Source organism: Rubellimicrobium thermophilum DSM 16684 (assembly GCF_000442315.1).
In the GTDB taxonomy this organism is placed as follows: Bacteria; Pseudomonadota; Alphaproteobacteria; order Rhodobacterales; family Rhodobacteraceae; genus Rubellimicrobium; species Rubellimicrobium thermophilum.
The window spans coordinates 385,966-407,583 of sequence record NZ_KE557324.1 but is presented as its reverse complement, the minus strand read 5'-3'; the positions used below and the strand labels follow the sequence as shown (position 1 = coordinate 407,583).

Annotated in this window: 27 protein-coding genes and 2 pseudogenes; 12 read left to right on the top strand and 17 right to left on the bottom strand. The window is 68.6% G+C overall.

The genetic code is table 11. The annotated features are described in order from the left end of the window. The 3 genes and pseudogenes from RUTHE_RS14245 to RUTHE_RS18090 all read left to right on the top strand — a co-directional run. Positions 1–432: pseudogene (locus RUTHE_RS14245) on the top strand (ATP-dependent Clp protease ATP-binding subunit); the annotation flags it as partial. 429 nt (positions 433–861) lie between these two features. Next, positions 862–1,581: a fumarylacetoacetate hydrolase family protein gene (locus RUTHE_RS14240; protein WP_021099183.1), complete on the top strand. Its 720-nt coding sequence runs from the start codon at positions 862–864 to the stop codon at positions 1,579–1,581. Continuing rightward, positions 1,578–1,715, top strand: coding sequence for a fumarylacetoacetate hydrolase family protein (locus RUTHE_RS18090; protein WP_021099182.1), 138 nt, complete (start codon positions 1,578–1,580; stop codon positions 1,713–1,715). Before RUTHE_RS14240 ends, RUTHE_RS18090 begins: the two co-directional genes overlap by 4 nt. Before the next feature lie 16 nt (positions 1,716–1,731). On the opposite strand, the gene RUTHE_RS14235 is transcribed toward RUTHE_RS18090, so the two are convergent. The 6 genes from RUTHE_RS14235 to RUTHE_RS15665 all read right to left on the bottom strand — a co-directional run bounded on the left by RUTHE_RS14235 (position 1,732) and on the right by RUTHE_RS15665 (position 8,548). Continuing rightward, positions 1,732–3,438, bottom strand: coding sequence for a thiamine pyrophosphate-dependent enzyme (locus tag RUTHE_RS14235; protein WP_021099181.1), 1,707 nt, complete (start codon positions 3,436–3,438; stop codon positions 1,732–1,734). A gap of 91 nt (positions 3,439–3,529) precedes the next feature. Further along, the gene (locus tag RUTHE_RS14230) at positions 3,530–4,387 is read right to left on the bottom strand and encodes an amidohydrolase family protein (protein ID WP_021099180.1); all 858 of its coding nucleotides are present in this window, start codon (positions 4,385–4,387) and stop codon (positions 3,530–3,532) included. Between the two features lie 121 nt (positions 4,388–4,508). Beyond that, the gene (locus RUTHE_RS14225; protein WP_021099179.1) at positions 4,509–5,810 is read right to left on the bottom strand and encodes a TRAP transporter large permease; all 1,302 of its coding nucleotides are present in this window, start codon (positions 5,808–5,810) and stop codon (positions 4,509–4,511) included. A 1-nt stretch (position 5,811) separates the two neighbouring features. Further along, positions 5,812–6,318 carry a TRAP transporter small permease gene (locus RUTHE_RS15670; RefSeq protein WP_021099178.1) on the bottom strand — a complete coding sequence of 169 codons (507 nt, stop codon included), beginning with the start codon at positions 6,316–6,318 and terminating at the stop codon, positions 5,812–5,814. A 67-nt stretch (positions 6,319–6,385) separates the two neighbouring features. After that, entirely contained in the window at positions 6,386–7,399 is a 1,014-nt protein-coding gene (gene dctP, locus RUTHE_RS14215) for a TRAP transporter substrate-binding protein DctP (protein WP_021099177.1), read from the bottom strand. Between the two features lie 45 nt (positions 7,400–7,444). Next, positions 7,445–8,548, bottom strand: a complete 1,104-nt coding sequence (locus RUTHE_RS15665) for a VOC family protein (RefSeq protein ID WP_021099176.1) — start codon at positions 8,546–8,548, stop codon at positions 7,445–7,447. A 242-nt stretch (positions 8,549–8,790) separates the two neighbouring features. On the opposite strand from RUTHE_RS15665, the gene RUTHE_RS14205 reads away from it, so the two are divergent. Then, positions 8,791–9,339 carry a carboxymuconolactone decarboxylase family protein gene (locus RUTHE_RS14205; RefSeq protein ID WP_021099175.1) on the top strand — a complete coding sequence of 183 codons (549 nt, stop codon included), beginning with the start codon at positions 8,791–8,793 and terminating at the stop codon, positions 9,337–9,339. 29 nt (positions 9,340–9,368) lie between these two features. On the opposite strand, the gene RUTHE_RS14200 is transcribed toward RUTHE_RS14205, so the two are convergent. The 5 genes from RUTHE_RS14200 to RUTHE_RS14180 are packed head-to-tail and all read right to left on the bottom strand — an operon-like array spanning position 9,369 to position 13,280. Beyond that, complete coding sequence (locus RUTHE_RS14200) at positions 9,369–9,602, bottom strand: hypothetical protein (RefSeq protein ID WP_021099174.1); 234 nt, start codon at positions 9,600–9,602, stop codon at positions 9,369–9,371. Then, positions 9,599–10,777: an MFS transporter gene (locus RUTHE_RS15660; protein WP_021099173.1), complete on the bottom strand. Its 1,179-nt coding sequence runs from the start codon at positions 10,775–10,777 to the stop codon at positions 9,599–9,601. The genes RUTHE_RS14200 and RUTHE_RS15660 overlap by 4 nt, the downstream gene beginning before the upstream one ends. Further along, on the bottom strand, positions 10,774–11,934 hold the full coding sequence (gene lhgO / locus RUTHE_RS14190) for an L-2-hydroxyglutarate oxidase (protein ID WP_021099172.1): 1,161 nt from the start codon (positions 11,932–11,934) through the stop codon (positions 10,774–10,776). The genes RUTHE_RS15660 and lhgO overlap by 4 nt, the downstream gene beginning before the upstream one ends. A 41-nt stretch (positions 11,935–11,975) precedes the next feature. Next, positions 11,976–12,869: a LysR family transcriptional regulator gene (locus tag RUTHE_RS14185; RefSeq protein WP_021099171.1), complete on the bottom strand. Its 894-nt coding sequence runs from the start codon at positions 12,867–12,869 to the stop codon at positions 11,976–11,978. A 3-nt stretch (positions 12,870–12,872) separates the two neighbouring features. Beyond that, complete coding sequence (locus tag RUTHE_RS14180) at positions 12,873–13,280, bottom strand: cupin domain-containing protein (RefSeq protein ID WP_040645887.1); 408 nt, start codon at positions 13,278–13,280, stop codon at positions 12,873–12,875. 208 nt (positions 13,281–13,488) lie between these two features. Between RUTHE_RS14180 and RUTHE_RS14175 the strand changes: the two genes are divergently transcribed. From RUTHE_RS14175 to RUTHE_RS16550, 3 genes and pseudogenes are all read left to right on the top strand, one after another. Continuing rightward, positions 13,489–14,550 (top strand): Ldh family oxidoreductase, encoded by a 1,062-nt coding sequence (locus tag RUTHE_RS14175; protein WP_021099169.1) that lies wholly within the window; start codon positions 13,489–13,491, stop codon positions 14,548–14,550. A 4-nt stretch (positions 14,551–14,554) separates the two neighbouring features. Next, positions 14,555–14,953 (top strand): annotated as a pseudogene (locus tag RUTHE_RS18710) (MBL fold metallo-hydrolase); the annotation flags it as partial. After that, complete coding sequence (locus tag RUTHE_RS16550) at positions 14,904–15,437, top strand: MBL fold metallo-hydrolase (RefSeq protein WP_021099168.1); 534 nt, start codon at positions 14,904–14,906, stop codon at positions 15,435–15,437. The pseudogene RUTHE_RS18710 and the gene RUTHE_RS16550, both read left to right, overlap by 50 nt. Positions 15,438–15,561: 124 nt before the next feature. Here the strand turns inward: RUTHE_RS16550 and RUTHE_RS16545 are convergent, their stop codons facing one another. From RUTHE_RS16545 to RUTHE_RS14150, 3 genes are all read right to left on the bottom strand, one after another. Next, the gene (locus tag RUTHE_RS16545; protein WP_021099167.1) at positions 15,562–16,323 is read right to left on the bottom strand and encodes a hypothetical protein; all 762 of its coding nucleotides are present in this window, start codon (positions 16,321–16,323) and stop codon (positions 15,562–15,564) included. Positions 16,324–16,415: 92 nt separating this feature from the next. Continuing rightward, positions 16,416–16,781, bottom strand: coding sequence for a GlcG/HbpS family heme-binding protein (locus RUTHE_RS14155; protein ID WP_021099166.1), 366 nt, complete (start codon positions 16,779–16,781; stop codon positions 16,416–16,418). Positions 16,782–16,791: 10 nt separating this feature from the next. Further along, positions 16,792–17,250, bottom strand: a complete 459-nt coding sequence (locus RUTHE_RS14150) for a VOC family protein (protein ID WP_021099165.1) — start codon at positions 17,248–17,250, stop codon at positions 16,792–16,794. Positions 17,251–17,470: 220 nt separating this feature from the next. Between RUTHE_RS14150 and RUTHE_RS16710 the strand changes: the two genes are divergently transcribed. The 5 genes from RUTHE_RS16710 to RUTHE_RS14130 are packed head-to-tail and all read left to right on the top strand — an operon-like array spanning position 17,471 to position 20,144. After that, positions 17,471–17,704: a hypothetical protein gene (locus tag RUTHE_RS16710; RefSeq protein WP_021099164.1), complete on the top strand. Its 234-nt coding sequence runs from the start codon at positions 17,471–17,473 to the stop codon at positions 17,702–17,704. A 25-nt stretch (positions 17,705–17,729) separates the two neighbouring features. Further along, entirely contained in the window at positions 17,730–18,206 is a 477-nt protein-coding gene (locus tag RUTHE_RS17170) for an alpha/beta fold hydrolase (protein ID WP_021099163.1), read from the top strand. Continuing rightward, positions 18,203–18,502, top strand: coding sequence for an alpha/beta fold hydrolase (locus tag RUTHE_RS17165; RefSeq protein ID WP_021099162.1), 300 nt, complete (start codon positions 18,203–18,205; stop codon positions 18,500–18,502). The genes RUTHE_RS17170 and RUTHE_RS17165 overlap by 4 nt, the downstream gene beginning before the upstream one ends. Next, positions 18,499–19,944 (top strand): NAD-dependent succinate-semialdehyde dehydrogenase, encoded by a 1,446-nt coding sequence (locus tag RUTHE_RS14135; protein ID WP_021099161.1) that lies wholly within the window; start codon positions 18,499–18,501, stop codon positions 19,942–19,944. The genes RUTHE_RS17165 and RUTHE_RS14135 overlap by 4 nt, the downstream gene beginning before the upstream one ends. Positions 19,945–19,955: 11 nt before the next feature. After that, positions 19,956–20,144 (top strand): hypothetical protein, encoded by a 189-nt coding sequence (locus RUTHE_RS14130; RefSeq protein WP_021099160.1) that lies wholly within the window; start codon positions 19,956–19,958, stop codon positions 20,142–20,144. A gap of 97 nt (positions 20,145–20,241) precedes the next feature. Here RUTHE_RS14130 and RUTHE_RS17160 read toward each other — a convergent pair whose 3' ends face one another. Genes RUTHE_RS17160 through RUTHE_RS18805 form a run of 3 tightly spaced genes read right to left on the bottom strand, consistent with a single transcriptional unit; the run spans position 20,242 to position 21,597 of the window. After that, on the bottom strand, positions 20,242–20,466 hold the full coding sequence (locus RUTHE_RS17160; RefSeq protein ID WP_021099159.1) for a hypothetical protein: 225 nt from the start codon (positions 20,464–20,466) through the stop codon (positions 20,242–20,244). Beyond that, complete coding sequence (locus RUTHE_RS18810; protein WP_021099158.1) at positions 20,463–20,966, bottom strand: hypothetical protein; 504 nt, start codon at positions 20,964–20,966, stop codon at positions 20,463–20,465. The genes RUTHE_RS17160 and RUTHE_RS18810 overlap by 4 nt, the downstream gene beginning before the upstream one ends. Next, the gene (locus tag RUTHE_RS18805; RefSeq protein ID WP_021099157.1) at positions 20,917–21,597 is read right to left on the bottom strand and encodes a Glycine cleavage system T protein (aminomethyltransferase); all 681 of its coding nucleotides are present in this window, start codon (positions 21,595–21,597) and stop codon (positions 20,917–20,919) included. Before RUTHE_RS18805 ends, RUTHE_RS18810 begins: the two co-directional genes overlap by 50 nt. Positions 21,598–21,618: the final 21 nt, after the last annotated feature.

Sequence of the window (21,618 nt, the reverse complement as noted above, 5' to 3'; positions counted from 1 at the left end):
CGGCCAGAGTTCATCAACCGGATCGACGAGATCATCGTCTTCCATGCGCTGAACCAGTCGGAGATCCGTCAGATCGTCGAGCTGCAACTGAACCGGGTGAAGCGGACCGCCCAGGGTCAAGGCGTCGAGCTGGAATTCGACGGAAGCGTCGTGGATCACTTCGGCGCGGTCGGCTTCCGTCCCGAATTCGGTGCCCGCGAGCTGCGCCGGCTGATCCGGTCGGAGCTCGAGACCGAGCTCGCGCGCGAGATGCTCTCGGGCCGCATCGGCGACGGCGACCGGGTGCGTGTGGTCTGGTCGCCGGAGGCGCAGACGATCGTCTTCGAGACGATCGCAAAGGCCGACACGACTGCCACCTCGAGCAGAGCCGGGGACGCCGGGGACGCGGGCGGCGCCGGGCAGGCCCCCGCGGACGGCAGGACAGCCGATTGACCCCCGCAACGAGGGGCCGGACGCAACCCCTTCGCGCCCGAGAGCGCCTCGAACCGCGTGCTGCCATCCACGCCGTCATCGCGGCATGTGGGGCGGCCGCGCTCGGGCGCTTTCTGGGGCCGATGGCGTTCGCGCCCTCACTTCCGCCCCGTAGGAACGGCAGGCCACCGCCCGGCATGCCAGCCCGACTCCGCGGCCCTCTCCGGAAGGAGCCGCCGGCCTCCGCCCACGGCATGGCGCGACGCGAACCCCCCTCCCATGCGCGCCCCGGGACCCCGCATTCCGGCCGACAGGTCGCCGTCTCCGCCCGGGCATGATCCGGAACAGGCAACGCCCAGCCTGTCGCAGCGGATTTGACACTGCCGTTCGGGGAAGCGGCCTGACGGCAGACGCGCCGGCCGGCTAGACTGACGGAACCGGAGGCTGCCCATGTTCCTCAGTCATTCCGACAGTCACGGACCGTCCTGGGGGGTGGCCATCGGGGCCCGCTTCGTCGCCGGGGCCGATCTGCTCGGCGGTCGGCATCGCGGACTGCGTTCGGTGCTGGAGGCCGGCGCGCTGCGCGAGGCCGCCGCCGACGCCGCCCGCTGCCTGCAGGAGGGACGATGCCGTGCGATGCCCGACACCCTTCTGCCGACCATCCCCGATCCGGCGCATGTCTTCTGCGCGGGGCTGAACTATGCGGCCCATGCGGCAGAGACGGGCCGTTCCTCTCCCACCGTGCCGCGCATCTTCCTGCGGGCCGCATCGTCGCTGGTCGGACATGGGGCGCCGCTTCTGCGCCCGGCGGTCTCCGACTGCTTCGACTACGAAGGCGAACTGGCCGTGATCATCGGATCCCGGGCAGCACATGTCCCCGAGGAGCGGGCCATGGACCATGTGGCCGGTTACACGCTCTTCATGGACGGCTCGATCCGGGACTGGCAGGAGATCTCGACGACACTGGGGAAGAACTTCGTCGGCACGGGCGCACTGGGGCCGGGTCTGGTCCCGGCCTGGGAGGTGCCGGACTGGCGGCGGCTGGCCCTGACAACCCGTCTCAACGGCCGGGTGGTCCAGACTGCGACCCTGGATCGCATGATCCATGGCATTCCGGCCCTCCATCGCATGGCTGAGCCGGATGACCCCCCCTGCTGCCCGGCGATGTGATCGCGACCGGCACCCCCGCCGGCATCGGCTGCCGGCAGACCCCCCCGCTCTGGCTGCGCCCCGGCGACCGCATCGAGGTCGAGTCGCCGGGGATCGGGTGCCTGTCCAACCCCATCGCACAGGGGGGGATCTGATCCCCCCCGCAGGGCGCTACCTGTTCACATGCACATCAAGGACGCAGCTCCGCCCCGATCGCACATGGGCGATGGCGTCCCCGATCGCCCCCGGCAACCCGGCCGGATCCGCGATGCGCAGCCCCTCGACTCCGCAGGCCCGGGCGACCGTGGCCAGATCCGGCTGGTCGGACAGATCCACTCCATGGAAGAGGCCGTGCTCGACCGACTGTCCATCCGGGTAGAAGCGCAGATGGTTCATTTTCATCGACAGATACTGCCGGTTGTTGAACACCACCGTCAGCACCGGCAGGCCCATCTGGCGCGAGGCGGACAGCGCCTGCACGATGGGGTTGTAGAGGAAGGATCCGTCGCCCACGGTCAGCACCACGAAGCGGTCCGGCGCGGCCAGCTTCGCCCCCAGCGCCACGCCGAGGCCCTGTCCCAGCCCTCCCTGCACATAGGAATAGCTGCCCTCGTCCTCCGGGCGGACATGATCGCGCACGATCCGGCCATGGGTGATGGTTTCGTCAAGGATCATCGACCCCGCAGGCAACGCCTTGCGCAGGCAGGCCGCGAGATGAATGGGAGAGATGCCCTCTTCCCCGGCGGCTTCGGCCTCGAGCCGTGCCCAGCCTTCGACAAGCCGGCGATGCCCCTCTGCGGCTGATGCCTGCCGCACCGCCAGGGGATCCGCATCCCCCGGCAGGCCCGATGCCGCTGCCATCGCCGCGGCCGCCTGCAGCGTGGCCGGCACATCGCCTTCGAGATAGGCATCCGCCTGCAGCACCTGATAGACCATGTAGGGCCGCTGCGGCACCTCGTCGATGACGATCACCCGTGCCCCCGGAAACCCCTGCGAGGGCGGATACCAAGGCGCCCGCGCGCAGACCAGCAGCACCAGATCCGCCTTGCCGCGTTGGGCCTCGACTGCGCTGCCCTGGAACAGGGGATGAGAGCGGGGAAAGTTGCAGCTGACCGTGGCCTGACTTTCGTAGACGGGAAGGCCGAAGGCTTCGGCAAAGCGCAGCAGGGCAGCCAGCCCGCCGGGCCGGCGTCCGATGCTCTCTGTCACGATGATCGGGGACCGGGCGGCCCGTATCGCCGCGACAAGGGCGCGGATCTCCTCCTCCGGGGGCATGCGGCGGCCGGGCGGGGCGACCGGTCCCCGTCTGTCCGGCGGCGACCAGGGCTGCAGCAGGACTTCGACCGGCACATTGAGATAGACCGGGCCCGCCGGGACACGCCGGGCGATCTCGCCCGCGCGCTTGACGAATTCATGCAGCGTCTCGATCCCCGGCACCTGGCAGGACCATTTCGCGATCCGGTCCACCACGGAATGGGGGCCGCCGACGATGCTCAGATTCCGGTACCACTGGCTGCCCGGATCCAGGCCGAGGCGCTCGCCATAGCTGTTGGCTTCGGAGGACAGGACCAGAACCGGCACTTCGGACAGCAGGGCCCCATGCAACCCGCAGGCCCCCTGCAACAGCCCCGGCACCGCATGCAGCAGAACCGCCTGCATGCGCCCGGTCACCAGGGCATAGCCGATGGCCATGTCCACGGCCAGGGTCTCGTGCATCAGGTCGTGATAGGCGGGACCCTTGCGCCCTTCCACGGTCTGCCGGGTGAAGGCCTCCCAGACCGGAGCCCATTCGGAGCCCGACGAACAGAACACATGTTCCACGCCGAGAGCCCGGAAGGCCTCGAGCAGGGCTTCTCCCCCGTCCTGATAGCGGGTCATGCCGGCGCCCCTCCTCTCTTCCTGCCATGCCGATCCGACGGACGGCCGGCCGTCCCGGAACCTTGCGCCCCTGCTGCCGGCGGCCGGGGCATCAGTAGGCCCAGCCGATCGTGTCGCACAGCGCCTTGCCCATGATCTGATCGAGTTCGGCCTCCGTGAATCCCATGTGCTGGGTGAAATGCTCCACCGTCTGGCGATAGGTGATGCCCTTGGTGTGGGTGATCCGGGTCAGGTCGGTGCCCCAGAAGCAGCGGTTCGCCCCCATCCGGGCCACGCAGTCCCGCACATAGGGGGTGATGTTCGCATAGGGATAGGGATGGGTGGAATAGCCCGGCACGGCCGACACCTTGACGAAGATGTTGGGGTGCACGTGCAGATCGGCGGTTTCCTGCACCCAGTATCCGATCGCATCGTCCACGCAGCGGGCCATGATGCCCATATGGTCGATGATGATCTTCAGCCCCGGATGGCGTCTGGCGATGGCACCAAGCTCGGTCTTCCAGATGGGAGCATGGACCATGATGGGGATTTCCAGCTCCTCGGCGAGGGGCCAGATCCAGTCGCAGGTGCCGTCGATCATCCAGTTGCGGTCGATGGGCCGATGGAAGGTCAGACGGATGCCCTTGATGCCCGGCATGGTCTTGTAGTCGCGCATCATGGCGGCGCCTTCCACGGGGTCGTTCTGGACCACGCGGGCCATGACGGCGAAACGGTCTGGGTGCTTCTCCGCCGCCTCGAGCCCGTAATCGATGCGATCCCCTTCCCAGCTGGGCGGAACGATCACGACGCGATCCACCCCGGCCGCGTTCATCTCCTCAAGGCATTCCTCCCATGTGAAAGGCTCGAGCCGGTGGCCATTCAGCTGCATCCTCTCCCGGGCTCCGGGCACCCAGGGACGGTCGGGTGTTTCCTCTTTCCAGATATGGACCTGGGAATCGGCGATCAGCATGACGAAAGCTCCGCTTCAGGGATACCAAGGCTTTTGATCGCAACCGGGCAGCGGGGCGAGCCGTCGGCTTCATGACCTATCCGTTCGCCTTCTGCGACAATCCCGATCGCTGCGCGCGGCATCAGTGGCCGGTCGCATGAGGCAGCCAGAGCGCGAGGGCCGGGAACAGCAGCAGCAGCGTCAGACGGGCCACATCGGCGACCAGATAGGGGGTGATGCCCTTGAAGATCTGCGTGATCGGCAGGCGGGGCAGCATCGCCTTCAGGATGAAGACGTTCAGCCCGACAGGCGGGGTGATCAGGCTGATCTCGACCACGATGACGGTCACGATTCCCCACCAGATCAGGTCGTAACCCATCTCGGCGATCACCGGGGCGACGATCGGGACGGTCAGGAAGATCATCGCGAAGCCGTCCATGAGACAGCCCAGGACCAGATAGAACAGGATCAGCAGGAGAAGGACCGCAAAAGGCTGCAGCCCGAGGCCCTCGATGAAGCGCACCACCGCGCCCGGCACCCCGGACAGGTTGATGAACTGGTTCAGGACCAGGGCCCCGGCGGCGACGATGAAGATCATCGTGGAAAGGCGCGCGGCCTCTCCCAGGCTGTCGATCAGGACGCGCCAGGACATCCTGCCCCGTCCCAGGGCGAAGAGAAATGCGCAGCCGGCGCCGATGCCGCCCGCCTCCGTGGCGGTGAACCAGCCCTCGACCAGACCGACCATGATCAGGCCGAAGAGAAGCATCACCCCCCAGACCCGGGAGAGGGCGCGCATCCGCGCCGACCAGTCCATCCGCCGGCCCGACGGGGCCCAGTCCGGGAACAGCATTCCCACGGCCAGCATGACCAGCACATAGAAGAGCAGCTGGATCAGGCCCGGGATGAGGCCGGCCAGGAACAGGGCACCCACATTTTCCTCGACGAGGAGGCCATAGATGATCAGCGCTCCCGAGGGGGGAATGAGAATCCCCATGGTGCCCCCCGCGGCGATCGAGCCGGCCGAAAAGCCGTTGTCGTATCGGGCCTTCTCGAGCTCGGGCAGGGCGATCTTCGCCATGGTCGCGGCGGCGGCCGAACTGGAGGCCGACATGGCCGAGAAGCCGCCGCAGGCCAGGATCGCAGCCATGCCCACGCCGCCCCGCAGATGGCCGATCCAGCAACGGGCAGCGTCGAACAGCTCCTCGGCGAGGCCGGATCGCACCACGAAGACCCCCATCAGGATGAACAGGGGCAGCACCGAGAACTGGTAATTCATGGCCAGGCCGACAATCTGCTGTTCGGCGACGCCCAGGGCGGCCGACCAGCCCCGGGGGTGCAGGGCCGCGATTCCCGCTGCACCCGTGACCATCATGACGAATCCCAGCGGCAGGCGCGTGAATGCGATCAGTGCGAACAGGCTGCCGAAGACGAATGCAGCAATCATGTCAGGCATCCTTGTCGGGAATGGCATGCGGCCGGGGCCGCATCTCGGCATGCACGGCCCAGAGCCGCCGGACCGCGAACCACATGCCCACCGCCGACAGGGCGGCCGCGGCATACAGCCAGGGCGCAAGGGGGATCCCGAGATAAGCCGACAGGGTGCCGAAGCGGGCCAGCCGGTCGGCCTGATCCCAGATCATCCAGGCCAGCAGCCCCATGGCGAGACATTCCGCAACCCCGGTGACATAGCGCTCCAGTCGCGCAAGACGCCCTTTGTAGAGATCCGCGAACAGGCCCACGCGGATATGGGCATCGCCTTCGACGACCAGCGCGATCGAGGCGAAGAAGAACACGAGCAGCGCGAGCTGCACATATTCGCTCGCCCCCAGCAGCGGCATCGACAGCATCCGTCCGATGCTGTCCACGAAGGCGATGACGGTCAGGAAGACGAAGGCCGTGGCCGAGACGATCCGGCTCAGGCCCAGGAGGATCCGGTCGATCTGGTGAAGCACGATGGGGCGTCCCTGCAGGTCGGGGCCCGCCGCCCGAAAGGGGCGGCGAACCCCGGATGAGAGGATCTCAGTCTGCCGTCTCCCGCTCGAGGACAGAGCGGTAGAAGGCCAGCACCTCATCGGGATTTTCGATCCCGGCCGTCGTCGCCTCGGCCTTCCACGCATCGATCTGCCGATCCAGGATCGGCCCCAGGCCGCCGCGGGTTTCGGGGTCGAGCTCGGTCGTGGGAATCCGGGCCACGGCATCGGCAACCTCGGCCTCGCTGGCATCATTGGCCTGTCCGAGACGCCGGGGAAGGTCTTCGGCCGCGCGCAGGATGGCGGCCTGCTGCTCTTCGGTCAGTTCGTTCCAGCGCTGTTCGGAGATGATGATGACGAAGGAGATGGTCCCGAGTCCTCCCGGAACCTTGGTCACATGCGTCACGTCCTGCAGCACGCCGGCGGCCTCGGCCGATGCCGCCGAGATGAAGAGCAGGTCGAGATTGCCCTTGGAGACGAATTCCTGCAGCTCGCCGAACTGGATGACCATGGGCACCCCGCCCAGGTCCTCGGCCGCGGCGATCAGGGGGCGCGAGGTCGCCCAGATCTTGGCCCCCTGGAGATCCTCGGCGCGCTTGGGGGCCCGCGATCCCACGGACAGGATCTGGCGCCCCGGCAGGACATGGGTGGACAGCACAACCACCCCCTCGAACTGGTGCAGTGGCGCAAAGTATCTCTGATAGGTTTCCCACAGAGCCACGGACCCCGCCTCGGCGGTGGGGGCATGGCCGGGCAGCTCGCCGATCCGGTTCAGGGTGACGAACTGACTGACACTGCTGATATTCAGCAGGGCCATGTCGGCGATCCCGTCGAGGACCATCTCGTACTGGCGATCGGATGGCGCCAGCGAGGCATCGGGGATCGTCACCTTGATCGTCCCGCCCGATTCCTCCTCGATGCGGCGGGCGAAATCCCGGATGCCGACCTGAAAGGTCTCGTTGAAGGGCGGCAGATAGCTGTTGTAGATCAGTTCCGTCTGTGCCGCGGCGGGGGCAGCGGCCAGAAGGGCGGCGGCGGCCGCAATGGCTTTCAGTCCTGTCATGTCGATGTCTCCTCCCCGGTTCTGAAGTCTTGCTCTGTTTGTCGGTCAGGGATCGGGCGGGACCTCCCCACGGCCCAGCGGATCGAATCCCTTGCGGAAGGCCGGCTGCGCGGCAAGCCGCCCGTACCAGGCGCGGGTGGCCGGCCAGTCCCCCAGTCTCACCCCGTGCGAGGCCGCGCGCGCCAAATAGGGAAAGAGGGCGACATCGGCGATGGACAGGTCCTCGCCGGCCAGATGGGGGCGCCGCGACAGGACCGCCTCGATGGTGCGCCAGGCCCGTGCGACCTGTCCCTTCACCCGCTCTTCGGCCAGAGGCGCCCGGCCGGGATTCTGATCGAGATAGAAGCGGGCCTCGGTCATGGCGGGGTTGAAGGTCGAGGACACGGCCATCAGCCATTGCAGGACCTCGGCCCGCCTTCTCCCGTTCAGGGGCAGCAGGGGCGAGGAGACGCATTCCGCCAGATAGATCAGGATGGCTCCCGATTCGCACAGCCGGATGTCCGTATCCCGGTCCAGGATGGCGGGAATGCGGCCGGTGGCGCTGATGTCGGCAAAGCCGTCGGGCCGTGCGGCCCCGGGGCCCAGCGGCACCGGATGGACGCGATAGGACAGGCCGGTCAGTTCCAGCATGATCGAGGCCTTCAGGCCGTTGGCCGTCGGCCAGAGATACAGCTCGATCCGCGGCTCTCCCTCCTCCCTGGTCCGGCCTGAAACGGCCTGCGCCATCCGACTCCGGCTTTCCCGGATCCAGGAGGGATCCTCATGATAGAACTCGAGCCGGTTGTTGTCGGGATCGCGGAAATAGAGGCCGACATGGCGGCCCTCGGCAAAGCTCTCGATGGTTTCGACCGGCACCCCCCGGTCCTGCAACCGCCGGTGCAGCGCCTCCAGCACGGAACGCCCGCCTTCGGGCATGAAGGCCACATGATTGAAGCCGTGCCATCTGCGGTCGGCATCGGGGCCATCCGGATCGTGCTCGAACAGCCGCAGATCCGCAAAACGCTCGCCGAAGGACAGGAAGGCCCGGCGCCGTTCCGGGGCATGCAGCGTCACCGTCATGCCCACGACCTCGGTATAGAACCGGATCGCGGCATCGAGATCCCGTACATTGAAGACGACATGATCGATGCGCTTGAAGGGTTCGGTCACGGCGCTCCCCCTCGCCTGGTCGGACGGCCGACCGTCATGGTCGGGCTTCACCCCGAGACTGCGACGGATAGGCCGGCAGCGAGGAGTGGGGATGGCACCACCATAGCGTAACGCAGGCGTTTACAATGCCATCGGGCACCGACGCTGTCGCAGCATGATGACGGCTATGTTGCATCCCGCCGGTCTGGGCAGGACCCCTCCGACAGGGGATGACCAGTCCGTTTCAACAAGGGAGGGACAGGATGGGCCGGCTTGCCACGCTCGATCCCGCGCAGATGGATGACGCACAGAAGGCGCTGCATGACCGGATCGCCGCCCGGCGCGGCGGGGTCAGGGGGCCGTTCAACGCCTGGCTCCACTCGCCGGAGCTCTGCGACAGGGTGGAGAGCCTCGGTGCCTATCTGCGGTTCGAGACCGACATTCCGATGGCGCTGAAGGAAATCGCCGTGCTGCTGGTGGCACGCGCCTTCACCTCGCAATACATGTGGCGGGCCCATGTCCGCTTCGCGCTCCGGCATGGCCTCACGCAGGAACAGATCGATGCCATCCGCGAGAGGCGCGAGCCGCCCCTGCGCTCCGACGCCGAACGGATCGTCTATGATTTCGCCAGCGAACTGCTGCGGGATCATCAGGTTTCGGATCGGTCCTGGAATGCGCTGGTCGGCCTGTTCGATGCCCGCCGGGCTGTCGAGTTCACCGCCCTGATCGGCAATTTCTGCATGGTCGCCCTGGCGCTGAACGCGTTCCGCGTGGATCTTCCCGACGGTGACGAGGCGCTGCTGCCGGCCTGACCGCCGGCAGCGGCCGTCTCCGGCCGGTCTCAGCCGATCCGACGCGCCGGCGTCGTCGCCGCCAGGCTCCATCCGGCCATGACAAAGCCGACGACCACGAACAGCGCCCAGCGGAAGGCCTGGGCCCATTCCGCGCGGGCACTCTCCGACAAGGCCACTCCGGTCAGCGCAGCGGAATCCGCGCCGGGCGCCGACAGTCCGAACAGCACGAGCGAGACCGTCGCCGTTCCCAGGACCGCGCCGATGGAGCGGAAGAAGGTCACGGCGCCTGCCGCCCGTCCGCGCAGTTCGTCGGGGCCGCATCCTGCACGGTCGTGTGGATCACCGACATGACCGTTCCCATGAACAGCCCGATCCAGAGATAGAGGCCCATCAGCAGAAGGCGCGAGAGGCTCGGCCCGGCCGTGGCCAGCACCGCGATGCCCGCCGCGGCCAGAGGCAGGGCGAGGGTCGGGAAGGTCGCGGTGCGGCCGGTCAGGGTGATCAGGTTGCCGGTCAGGACCCCGCTCAGCCCGAAGGCCAGGGTCAGCGCCAGCATGGTCATGCTGATCTGGAGGACCCCATCACCGCGCAGGACCGACTGCCACAGGGGCAGGATGGTCGTCAGCGAGACCAGCGCCGCCCCGTGGCAGGCGACCATGCCATTCGCCCGGGCGATGGCAGGCAGCGCGAACAGCGCCGGCGGCAGGATGGGGTTCGGGCTGTGCGTCATCGCGCGACGCAGGGCTGTCAGACTGATCAGCGCCGCCAGACCGGCCAGCAGCATGAGAGCGGTCCGGTGCTGTCCCCTGGCGGCCTCGATCCCGATGATCAGCGATGCCGTGAAGGCATTCAGCCACAGGAAACCGGCCAGATCGAAGGGGTGGCGCGGTCCCGGCTCCTCGCGCAGATCCGCGCGCCACAGGATTGCCGCGGCCAGGGCTGCCAACGGAACGGTCCCGGCCAGAAGGGTTCGCCACCCGAAGGCCGCGACGACAAGGCCTCCGAGGATCGGTCCGAGAGCGGATGCCATCGTGCCGATGCTGGCCACATAGCCCTGGGCCCGGCCCCTTTCCCGGGGCGGCACCAGATCGGCGATCAGCGCCTGACTGAGCGACATCAGACCGCCGCCGCCAAGACCCTGCATGATCCGCCCGAGGATCAGCAGCACGATGGAGGGGGCAAGCGCGGCCAGAACCGCCCCTGCCGCATAGACAGCCAGAGCCAGCCGGAGCATCCGGCCCCGGCCATGGCTGTCGCCGAGCAGGCCGTAGACCGGGCCGGCAACCGTCAGGGCGAACATGTAGCCGATCACCAGCCAGGGCAGACGCGCGAATTCTCCCAGATCCCGCCCCATGGCCGGAAGGGCGACCGAGATCATGGTCTGGTTGGCGATGGCCAGGAAGATGGGGATGCCGACCACCCCCACGGCAGCCAGCGCCCCGCGCGATCCGGTCATGCCGCCGATCCCAGCAGCCGGTCGGCCACCATGTCCCCGATCGGCAGGGCCGAGGTTGCCGCCGGAGAGGGGGCATTCAGCACATGCAGCATCCGGTCGGTCTGCCCGAACAGGAAATCATGCTGCAGGCTGCCGTCCCGCATGACGGCCTGCGCCCGGATGCCGGCCTCCATCGGCAGCAGGTCCCCGAGGGAAAGCGAGGGGCAGTAGCGCCGGCAGAGCTCCAGATAGACCCTCTTGGACAGGGAGTTGCGCAGCTCGGCCAAGCCGTGGCGGACATTGCGCAGGAGCGCCAGCCAGAAGCCCGGGAAGGCAGCCATGTCCGCCACGTCGCGCAGCGAGACGGATCCCTTCCGGTAGCCCTCGCGCGACAGGCCGAGGACGGCATTCGGCCCGACGGTCACCGATCCGTCGATCATCGGCGTCAGATGGACCCCGAGGAAGGGCATCGCCGGATCGGGCACCGGATAGATCATGGCGTGGACGATCCCCTGCCGGCGCGGCGCCAGACGCCAGTACTCGCCCCTGAAGGGGACGATGCGATGGGCGATCCGCAATCCGGCCATCCGGGCCACGCGGTCGGACTGCAATCCCGCACAGGCCACCAGACGGCCGGCCCGGATCGACCCGTCGGACAGATCCAGGATGACGCCGCCGCTTTCCTCGCGGATGGCCATCGGGGCGCTGCCGAACCGCAGCTCGCCCCCGGCTGCCGCCAGATCGCGCGCCAGGGCCTCGAGCACGGCCCGATAGCTCGCGATCGCGGCGGCCGGCACGAAGAGGGCGGCCAGGCCGGTAATGTTGGGCTCGCGCTCGGCGATGCCGGCGGCATCGAGCCGTTCCACCGCAATGCCGTTGCGGGCGGCCCGCTCCTCGAGCGCCGCCAGGCGGGGCAGCTCGTCTTCCCGTGTGGCCACGATGAGCTTGCCCCGGTTCTCGACGGGGATGCCGTGCCGGGCGCAGAAGTCCTTCGTGCGCTCCGATCCTTCGCGGCAGAGCTTCGCCTTGAGCGACCCCGGCGCGTAATAGATGCCGGAATGGATCACCCCCGAATTGTGCCCCGTCTGATGCGAGCCGAGCACGGTCTCCTTCTCCAGAAGGACCAGGCTGGCCCCGGGCCGGCGGGAGAGGATGGCCCGTGCCGTGGCCAGGCCCACGATGCCCCCCCGATCACGCAGAAATCGTATCGCATGGGTCCTCAGATCGGATGGTGACGGAACCATTGCGCCAGGAAATCGATGAAGAGCCGCACCTTCTGCGGCGTGACCGGCCCCGGGGCAAAGGCGGCAAAGAGCGGACGTTCCTCGATCTCCTGATCGGGGAGGACCTGCACCAGCGTCCCGGCTGTCAGGTCGTCCCGGACCAGCGGCAGGGGCAGCATCGCCACCCCCAGGCCCTTCAGGGCCGCCTTGCGCAGGACAAGATAGGTGTTGGACGAAAAGGCCTGCCGGATGCGCGGCTTGTAGATCTCGCCGTTGCGCTCGAAGCGCCAGACGGGATCGTTCGACTGGATCAGGCCCTTGTGCAGCGCGAGGTCCTCCGGCCCCTCGAGCCGTGGCGCCTGCTCGAGATAGGCCGGCGCGGCGCAGAGCACGAAGGCGATCTGCGCGATCAGCTTTGCCCGGATCAGGCTGTCCGGAATGCGCCTGGTGTGCAGGGCGACATCGAAACCCCGCTCGATGAAGTCATAGGCGTTCGGAGCCATGCCGCCGAGGGACAGCTTCACGCTGATCTCGGGATATTCGAGAGAAAAGGCCGTCACCGCATCGGCGATCTCGTAATTGCCGATCCATTTCGGCGCCACGATGGCCAGGCTTCCCTGCGCCTCGCGCATGCTGCCGGAGATCGCCGCCTCCGTCTCCTCGATCTCCCGCAGGATGCGCTCGCAGAACTCGTAATAGTCCCGGCCCTGTTCGGTCAGGGTGATCGATCGCGTCGTGCGGTTGAGCAGACGCACCTGCAACCGCTCCTCCAGATCCAGGATATGGCGACTGACCAGGGCCCGCGAGGTGCCGAGAAAGGTTGCCGCCTTGGTGTAGCTGCCCTTCTTCACCACCTCCACGAAGGAGCGCATGGTCAGGAAATGGTCCATGCCTCAACCGTCCGTCTGCCCCATCATGTCCCGGGCGGACAGATGTTCCACCTCGATGCCGTCCGCCACGAAGGTCCGCGTCACGCGGATGCTGTCGTAGATCCACAGGATCCGCATCGGACCTGCCCCGGTGTTGCGGAAGCAATGCGCCAGACCGGCCTCGATATAGGTGGAATCATAGGGCCGGAGCGGCGTCACCACGCCATCGATTTCCACCTCGCCCTCGCCTTCGAGGAGGGTGACCTGTTCGTCGCAGTTGTGCCAGTGCATCGGCGCACCCTGCCCGACCGGATAGACGCTGATGCCGGTGGTGAAGTTCGCATAGGGCACGGTGCCATGCGTGGCCAGCGGCCAGGTCAGGATCCCGCTGCCGCGGGCGATGGCGGGGATCTGCGCGATCTTCATCACCATCGCGCGGGCCGGGGGGGCAACGGATGAACCGGATGATGATTCGGGGGGCCTGTGCATCGGCATGTCCTGATTCCCTGATGTCGGGATGATCCTAGCAGGGTTCCGGCGCCGGATTGGTGCACGGCGCGCAACGTTACCGGCACCGCACCGGGTCTGACGGGCGCGGCGCGGCCGGGGCTAGGCTCGGCCGAGACCGAGGAGAGTTCCGATGCCCCCATCCCCCATCCGCGTTGCCCCGGAGGATCTCGACCGTTTTGCCCGTGCCCTGCTGGCCGCCCATGCCGTGCCCGAAGCCCATGCCGCCCGCCTGTCGGAAGCCCTGCTCTGGGCCAGCCTGCGCGGGGTGGACAGCCATGGCATCGCCCGCCTGCCGCGGTATCTCGAGCTCTTCGCATCGGGCGAGGCCAACCGTGAGCCGCAGATGTCGGAGCGGATCCTGGCCCCCGCCGTTGCCCTGATCGAGGCCGACCATGCGCCGGGGGCCGTGGCCATGGCACGGGCGGTCGCCGTCGGGGCGCGCATCGCGCGGGATCAGGGCCAGGGCGTCGCCTGGGTGCAGGTGAAGGGCATGGTGCATGCCGGGGCCATCGGCGCCTATGCCGAGGCCGTGGCGCGGCAGGATCTGATCGGGATCGTGATGCTGGCCGGCATGCCGAACATGGCCTGGCCGGGTGTGCGGGGCGCCGCCGTGGCGACCAGCCCCCTGGCCATCGGCATTCCCGCGGCCGATGCCCCCCCCTTCCTGATCGACATGGCCACCGCGATGATCGCACTGGGTCAGATCCGCCAGTACGAATTGCGCGGCGAACCCCTGCCAGAGGGCTGCGCCGTGACGGCCGAGGGCGAACCCACGACCGATCCGGCAAAGGCCCGGATGCCCCTGCCCCTTGGCGGGATCAAGGGCGCCGGCCTGTCGCTGGCCTTCGAGCTGCTGACATCGGTTCTGGGGGGCTATCCGATCCTTGCCCCGCTTCATGGCGGGGCGCCCGGGGCAAAACGACACCGGCAGAATGCCGCCCTGATCATCCTCGATCCGGCCTGTTTCGGCCCGGCAGAGCGTTTCGCCGCCGCCGTGGCCGAGACGCTGGCGGCGATCCGTGGCCTTCCGCGCCTGAGCGGCAGCAGGGCCGTGACCGTCCCGGGCGACCGCGGCGCCGCGACGGCGGCAGAGCGTCGGGCCGCCGGCATTCCCCTGCCGCCGCGTCTGGCCACGGAGCTGGAGGATCTGGCCGCGAAGGCCGGGCTGCCCCCCCTGCCCCATCGGGGCTGAGGCCATGCGCCTGCTGTCCCTTGGCGGGGCCGAGATCTGGACCGTCACCGAACGGGAAGGGCCCCAGCGTCACCCCGCGGATCTCTTCCCCGGCTACGATCCGTCAGTCGGGGACCCGATCCTGACCGCGATGGGGCCGACGGTCTTCTCGCCCGCGACGGGGCGCCTGATGCACAGCTATCAGTCCTTTGTCGTGAAACGGCCGGGCGAGGTCTGGCTGATCGACTGCTGCGTCGGCGAAGGCAAGGCGCGCCCACCCCATTTCGGCTATCCCAAGGACGACTGGCTGCGCGGGCTGGCGCGCGCCGGGGTGACCCCGGAGCAGGTGACGCATGTGATCTGCACCCATCTGCATGTGGACCATGTCGGCTGGGCCACCCGACTGCAGAAGGGGTCCTGGGTGCCGACCTTTCCCCCATGCCACCTACTGGTTCCCGGCAGAGGACTGTGCCTTCTGGGAACGGCGGGCCCTGGCAGGGGACGATCTGGCCGGGCGCATCTGGATGGACAGCATCGCCCCCCTGCTGACGGCGGGTGTGGCGCAGAGGGTCCCGGCAGACCACGATTTCGGATCCGGGCTGCGCTTCCGTCCCGCCTTCGGCCACAGCCCCGGCATGGTGCGCATCGATCTGGAGACCGGCGCGGGACAGGTCGTCTTCGCGGCCGACATCCTGCACAATCCGTTGCAGCTGCGGCTGCCGGACCTGTCCACCTGTTTCTGCGAGGATCCGCTTGCCGCCGCGGCGACGCGCCGCGCCTTTCTGGAGGAGGTGGCGGACAGCGGCCTCATCGTGCTGCCCGCCCACTTCGCCTATCCCGTGGCAGGAACGGTCATCCGGCGCGGAGAGGTCTTTGCCTTCCGCTATCTGGACGGCCGCACCCTGTGATCCCCGCGATCCGCCGGGCGATCCGGCAGCAGCGCGCCCGCCAGGCCCCCCCGCCAGGCCCCCCGCCAGGCCCCCGCCAGGCGCGATGTCCCGCAGTCCGGGCGGGGGCACCGCGGCGGGCAGGCTACATCGCAAATCCCCAGAACCGGACCGCGACATCGGCCAGCTGCCGCAGGACGCGGGCCTGCGTGTCGGCCGCCTGTCCGTCCAGACCGCCGCGCACCGTCAGGGCCAGGCGGTCCTCGTCCAGGACTGCGGCGGCCGCATCGATCCGCGTCAGGATGGCATCGGTCTCCTCGCCCCCGGCGGGGTCGATCAGGCCGAGGACGGCCATGCTGTCCCCGGGCAGCGCAGAGAGCCGCGACAGATCGTCATCCGGACCGATGGCCAGGACATGGCGGTCCGCCCCCAGTTCGGCGGTCACCACCGCCAGCCGGTCGGCGCTCCAGTCGGCCAGGGCCCCCAGATCGACGGCCAGGCGGAAGCCCTCGGGTCGCGGCAGGCCGGACAGGACGAAGCCGTCGTCGGACGGATCGCGGTCGGGGTCGGCATAGGCCGCCGCGTGAAGCTGCAGGATCCGCGTCCCTTCATCGATCAGGTTGCCCATCAGGCCCTGCAGCAGCATCGGATCGAGGCCCAGAAGCCCCGGCAGCGGCAGGGCCAGCTTCACCGGAGCCGGGACGGCAGAGCGGACCGCCCCCAGCTCGGCCGAAAGGCGGGCGATGGCGTCATGCGGGCTGCGGCGCAGTTCGTCCTCCGTGACGGGGCTGCCGGGGGTGACGACATCCAGGCCGGCCTCCTGCTGCATCCGGGCCAGGGCGGAGAGGTCCTCCGAGGCGGCCAGACGGGCCGGCGGATCGGCGCGATAGACGAAGGTATCAGCCATGATCCTTTCCTTCGGCAGAGGGGCGCAGGGTGTTCCATTCGGCAAAGCGGGTGTCGTAGCCCAGCGCCGTCAGGGCGGCGAGGCCCGCCGCCTCATCCTCGGGCCCGGTTCCTCCGGACAGGCCCAGCCCCCCCGAGGATCCGCCTGTCCCGTGCGATGGTCAGGCCGCCATCGGCCGCGACGATCGGCTGATGGCCCATCCGACTCACCTGCGCGAAGAAGCCGGGCTGGCTTTCGGCCCATCCCTTCAGCATCGAGGCGGGGCGCTGCATGATGGCGGCCGTATAGGCCTTGGCCTGGGCGATCGACGGGGTGAGCGGCCGGGCCCCGTCCATCCGTTCAAGCGCCAGGACGAATCCGCCGGCATCGACGACACAGACGGTCATGGGCTTGCCGATGCGGCGTGCCTCGGCCTGCGCCGCGGCGACAAGCGCCCGCGCATCCTCCAGTGTCAGCATGGCGGTGATCCTATTGCGGTTCGGTCGGAGCCGGCGGCCGGTCTCCCGGCTGCCAGGCGGGCACATCCTCGCGGTCGCCATGCCAGACAAGCTCGATCATGGTGCCGTCGGGATCGTGGATATAGCAGAACTTGGACCGGTTCTGCGGCCGTTCGACCGGCTTGGTATGCCGCACCCCGCATTTCTTCAGATGGGCCAGGAAACCGTCCCAGTCATAGACCTCGATGGCGAAATGGAAGGGCGCCATGCGCACCATCTGTTCGGGGGTGCAGGGGGTGAAATGCAGGTCGAAATTGTTCCGCGTCAGCAGCAGCACCTTGGTGTTGGAAAAGCGGCTGACATCCTGATGCTCAAGGCCGAAGACGCGCCCGTACCATTCCTTGGTGCGCTCGGGATCGGTGGTCGGGAAATTGACATGGTGGATGGAGTGAGGCTTGTCGCGCCAGTCCTTCGGCATCTCGGCCTTCATCCGCGCCTCCTTGGGCCTTTGATCGGCCCGAGAATGGCCCTGCCTCCTGCCGCAGGCAAGGCACCGCAAGGGACGGCTATGTTGCAACCGGCGCGACAGAAACATGTCCGGATTGTCGCACATGGCGCACGGTTATGGTCCCATGCACCCCCTACCTGATGCGGGCCCGGGCGACCTAGGCTCGGCACCAGCAGCGCAGCAGGCAAGCGAGGGTGTCGGAATGATGGACAGACCGGAATCCGGGGCAGGACGGTCGCGGCGGGCAGAGGCGCGGGCGGCAGCGCGGGCCGAGGCACGGGCAGGCATGCGGGGGCCGGGTGGATCCGGTCTGCAGGATTTCGTGACCGCCGGATCGCGCAGCGTCACGGAACATCTGGTGGATGGTCCGGACGAGATCGCCCCGACGGATGGCGCTCCGGCAGGGCGGCCGGCCCGCCGGCCCGCTGCCCGCTGACAGTCGGTCCGGGAGGAACGCCGCAATGCCCGTCACCTCATCGAAAGGGGTCAGGATCTACTACGAAACGCATGGCGCCGGGCCGGCCCTCATGCTGGTCCATGGCTCGGGCGGCCATCATGCCGCCTGGTGGCAGCAGGTGCCCTATCTCGCGCAATGGTTCACCGTCATCCTGCCCGATCTGCGCGGCTTCGGCCTCTCCGATCCGGTGGAAGGCGGGCCGGACAGCCTCGATTTCATGGATGATCTCCTTGCCGTTCTGGATCATGCGGCAGTGGATCGCGCCGTCCTTCTGGGTCAGTCGATCGGCGCCGCGCCTTGTCTGCGGCTCGCGGTGACGGCCCCGGAACGGGTGATCGGGGTGATCCTTGCCCATTCGCTCGGCGGCCTGTCCGACCCGGACCTGAAGGCGCTGGTGGCGGCGGACCGGGCCCGGGCCGAGACCCTGCCGGTGATCGACCGGCTGATGTCACGGGCGTTCCAGCAGGCCCGCCCGACATGACCTGGCTGTTCCGGGCCCAGGGCGGCTTCAACGCGGCCCGGATGCAGGACCTGCGCAATCTCGCGGCCGCCGGGCCGACCACGGCCGAGGTCCTGGCGGCCGGGATCCGGGTGCATTTCCTGGCCGGCGAGGCGGATGCCGTGCTCCGCCCCGAGACGGTCCGGGCCGCCCATGCCCGGCTTCCCGGATCGACCCTGTCCATCGTTCCCGATGCCCCCCATTCGATGTACTGGGAACGCCCGGCCCTGTTCAACGCCGAGGTGCACAAGGCCATGCAGGAGTTTCTGGCCCCATGACCCCGTCGGAGCATTATCCCGCCCCCCGCCTTTTCCTGGACGGGGAATGGACGGATGGCACATCGGGCCGGCGGCAGCCGGTCCTGAACCCGGCGACCGGGCGCGTGATCGGCGAGGTTCCCCATGCCTCGGCGGCGGATCTCGACAGGGCCGTCGCGGCGGCGGCACGGGCCTTTCCGGCCTGGGCCGCGCTGGGTGCGGGCGGGCGCGGGCCGATCCTGCACCGGGCCGAGGCCCTGATCCGCGAGCGGGCCGCCGAGATCGCCCGCATCGCCACGCTGGAACAGGGCAAGCCTGTGGCGGAATCACGGGCCGAGGTGATGCGTGCCGCCGGCACCCTGTCCTACTATGCCGAAGAGGCCCGCCGCGCCTATGGGCGGATCATCCCGGGCGATCCCGGCACCCTGCTGACGGTGCGCCATGCGCCGGTGGGGCCGGTGGCGGCCTTCGTGCCCTGGAACTTTCCGGCCGGCGGCCCCCTGCGCAAGCTGTCGCCCGCCCTCGCCGCCGGTTGCACGCTGGTCATCAAATACTCCGAGGAGACCCCCGCCACCGCCTGCGCGATCATCCGCGCGCTGGAGGTGGCCGGCCTGCCGCCGGGGGTGGTCAATCTCGTCTTCGGCGATCCGCCGATGATCTCGCAGACCCTGATCGCCGATCCGCGCATCCGCATGGTCGCCTTCACGGGTTCGGTTCCGGTGGGCAAGCAGATCGCCGGCCTCGCCGCGCAGGTGATGAAGCCCTCCCTGATGGAGCTGGGCGGGCATGCGCCGGTGATCGTCTGTGCCGATGCCGATCCGGTTCTGGCCGCACGGCGTTCGGCCGCGGGCAAGTTCGCGAATGCCGGTCAGGTCTGCACCGCGCCATCGCGCTTTCTCGTGCATGAGACGTTGTTCGACCGCTTTGCCGAAGCCGTCGTGGCCGAGGCCCGGGCCCTGCGGGTCGGGAACGGGCTTGCCGATGGGGTGACCATGGGCCCGATGGCCAATCCCCGCCGAATCGAGGCCATGGAGCGGATGGTAGCCGATGCCCTGGCGCGGGGGGCCCGCCTCCTGACCGGGGGCAAGCGGATCGGCAACGAAGGCTTCTTCTTCGAACCGACGGTCCTGGCCGATGTCCCGCCCGAGGCCGAGATCATGCAGGTCGAACCCTTCGGTCCGGTCGCCCCCTTGCGGCGCTTTGCGGATCTCGACGCCGCCATGGCCGAGGCCAATGCCACACCCTATGGTCTTGCGGCCTATGGCTTCACGCGCTCGGCGGCGACGGCCGAAAGGCTCGTGGCGGGGTTCGAGGCCGGGATCCTCTCGATCAACCATACCGGCGGTTCGGTGCACGAGGCGCCCTCGGGCGGGGTCAAGGAATCCGGCCATGGCCGCGAAGGCGGGCCCGAAGGCCTTCACAGCTATCTCTATGCCAAGCGCGTATCGCACCGTCTGGAATGAGGATCCCGTCCATGCCGGAACCCGTCGTCGGCGAACCCTATCATCATGAAGGCCGCGAAGGGGATGCCGATCATCCCCGCGAGGGCTGGTATGTCCTGCTGGACGAGGACGGGGACAGGACCGTCTTCGGCCCCTTCGTCACGCGCGCCCATGCCCGGCATTTTGCCCTGCATGTCATGAGTCAGGATCACGATCACTGACAGGGCCGCAGGGCCGGCTTCGGCGAAGCCGGCCGCTGCCGTGACAGCGGCCGGTATCCTGCGGCGGTCATGCGGCAGCGTCAGGCGCCACCGGGCATCAGTCGGCGCGGTATTTCTCGCGCGCATAGGCATCGAAGGGCGAGGGGGCGACCCTTGCCCTGATGCGCGGCAGTCCCGGATCGGCCTCCGGATCGGTGCCCGGCCCGGGGTGATCGCCCCAGACGACCTCGACCTGCCGGCCGGGCTCGGCGTGATCGCGATCGATCAGGACCAGAGACAGCATCGTGCCCACGGGCGCAATGATGGCGCTGTAGAAGGTCATGCCGACAAGCCGGCCCCCGGCCTCGATCCGGTGGCGCTGATAGGACAGCCGGTAATCCGAGAGAGACTCCCGAAGACGCGCCGGACATCCTCCGGGTCGAAGACCAGCGTCATCCGCTGCCGCCTCGTCCGGTCCCGCGCGGCCTCCAGCGCCTCGCGCCCGATGAAGTCGTGATTGAAGGCGATCGAACGCCCATAGCCCAGTTCCCAGGGGGTGCAGTAATAGGCTTCGATGTCAGGAGAGAAGAAGCTGCCTGAAAGGCCGCGCTGGGCCTCGAAGGACATGAAGGGGATGAACCGGCGGTAATCGGCCAGATCGGGGTCGGTGTAGATGCCGGGCGTCGGCGTCGGAATCCAGCCCGATTCGATGCCGTTGGTGAAATAGGCCTTGCCCCCCACCCGGATCAGGCCGCTGGGTTCCCCGGCCATGAGAAGGGCCTGCTCCACCGCATCATGGCCGGCCCAGTCGCCGATGAACTCGTATCCCGCCTGCCCGGCCATGCCGTGACGGAAGGCGCGCAGCCGGTGACCGGCCAGCTCGACCTCCACGGAATGGAAGAACTTCATCGCCGGCACGGGGCCCCCCGAAGGCCCTGGCCACCACCTCGAGCGCCCGCGGCCCCTGGATCTGGAGGCGGAACAGCCGCGGCGGGCGATCCCGGCGGACCGAGGAATCGGGGTCGGATTCCAGCGTCACCGCCGCCCCGGAGCGGGCGGCATGATAGCGCACCCATGTCTGCGCGGCGGGGACCCCGGACAGGATGAAGGACTGTTCGCCGCTGCGCATCAGGATGCCGTCGGTGACGATATGGCCGCGCGGGGTGACGGGGATGAACTGCTTGGCCTGGCCGATCGCGAAATGCTCGTAGTCATTGGCGCTGACGTGACGCAGCAGATCCAGCGCATCGGGCCCCTCGATGAACAGGTCCCACATGTGATGGGACAGCTCCTTGAGCACCACGCCCTCGCGCCAGGCCGCCTGTTCGGCCGCCCATCCCGCATGTTCGGGCGGCACCACCGGCACCGACCAGTGCGGCACGCCCGGCTTCCACAGCAGATGCATCGGCGAACCCGCACGGGCAATCGCCTCCTCGAGACTGTCCGGCGGTTGCGGCGACGGCTCCTGAGTCATCCTGGATCTCCCCCCCTGTCT

Bases quoted from the DNA above. Each gene is read 5' to 3' on its own strand.
- RUTHE_RS16710 (WP_021099164.1), top strand. From the start codon at position 17,471: ATGATGGACAGACCGGAATCCGGGGCAGGACGGTCGCGGCGGGCAGAG.
- RUTHE_RS17165 (WP_021099162.1), top strand. From the start codon at position 18,203: ATGACCTGGCTGTTCCGGGCCCAGGGCGGCTTCAACGCGGCCCGGATG.
- RUTHE_RS15660 (WP_021099173.1), bottom strand. From the start codon at position 10,777: ATGACCGGATCGCGCGGGGCGCTGGCTGCCGTGGGGGTGGTCGGCATC.
- RUTHE_RS14235 (WP_021099181.1), bottom strand. From the start codon at position 3,438: ATGACCCGCTATCAGGACGGGGGAGAAGCCCTGCTCGAGGCCTTCCGG.
- RUTHE_RS14230 (WP_021099180.1), bottom strand. From the start codon at position 4,387: ATGCTGATCGCCGATTCCCAGGTCCATATCTGGAAAGAGGAAACACCC.
- dctP (WP_021099177.1), bottom strand. From the start codon at position 7,399: ATGACAGGACTGAAAGCCATTGCGGCCGCCGCCGCCCTTCTGGCCGCT.
- RUTHE_RS18805 (WP_021099157.1), bottom strand. From the start codon at position 21,597: ATGACTCAGGAGCCGTCGCCGCAACCGCCGGACAGTCTCGAGGAGGCG.
- RUTHE_RS16550 (WP_021099168.1), top strand. From the start codon at position 14,904: ATGTGGACCATGTCGGCTGGGCCACCCGACTGCAGAAGGGGTCCTGGG.
- RUTHE_RS14225 (WP_021099179.1), bottom strand. From the start codon at position 5,810: ATGATTGCTGCATTCGTCTTCGGCAGCCTGTTCGCACTGATCGCATTC.
- RUTHE_RS16545 (WP_021099167.1), bottom strand. From the start codon at position 16,323: ATGGCTGATACCTTCGTCTATCGCGCCGATCCGCCGGCCCGTCTGGCC.
- RUTHE_RS14205 (WP_021099175.1), top strand. From the start codon at position 8,791: ATGGGCCGGCTTGCCACGCTCGATCCCGCGCAGATGGATGACGCACAG.
- RUTHE_RS17160 (WP_021099159.1), bottom strand. From the start codon at position 20,466: ATGACCTTCTACAGCGCCATCATTGCGCCCGTGGGCACGATGCTGTCT.
- RUTHE_RS18810 (WP_021099158.1), bottom strand. From the start codon at position 20,966: ATGGCCGGGCAGGCGGGATACGAGTTCATCGGCGACTGGGCCGGCCAT.
- RUTHE_RS14135 (WP_021099161.1), top strand. From the start codon at position 18,499: ATGACCCCGTCGGAGCATTATCCCGCCCCCCGCCTTTTCCTGGACGGG.
- RUTHE_RS17170 (WP_021099163.1), top strand. From the start codon at position 17,730: ATGCCCGTCACCTCATCGAAAGGGGTCAGGATCTACTACGAAACGCAT.
- RUTHE_RS14130 (WP_021099160.1), top strand. From the start codon at position 19,956: ATGCCGGAACCCGTCGTCGGCGAACCCTATCATCATGAAGGCCGCGAA.
- RUTHE_RS14185 (WP_021099171.1), bottom strand. From the start codon at position 12,869: ATGGACCATTTCCTGACCATGCGCTCCTTCGTGGAGGTGGTGAAGAAG.
- RUTHE_RS14240 (WP_021099183.1), top strand. From the start codon at position 862: ATGTTCCTCAGTCATTCCGACAGTCACGGACCGTCCTGGGGGGTGGCC.
- RUTHE_RS14175 (WP_021099169.1), top strand. From the start codon at position 13,489: ATGCCCCCATCCCCCATCCGCGTTGCCCCGGAGGATCTCGACCGTTTT.
- RUTHE_RS14180 (WP_040645887.1), bottom strand. From the start codon at position 13,280: ATGGTGATGAAGATCGCGCAGATCCCCGCCATCGCCCGCGGCAGCGGG.
- RUTHE_RS14155 (WP_021099166.1), bottom strand. From the start codon at position 16,781: ATGCTGACACTGGAGGATGCGCGGGCGCTTGTCGCCGCGGCGCAGGCC.
- RUTHE_RS14150 (WP_021099165.1), bottom strand. From the start codon at position 17,250: ATGAAGGCCGAGATGCCGAAGGACTGGCGCGACAAGCCTCACTCCATC.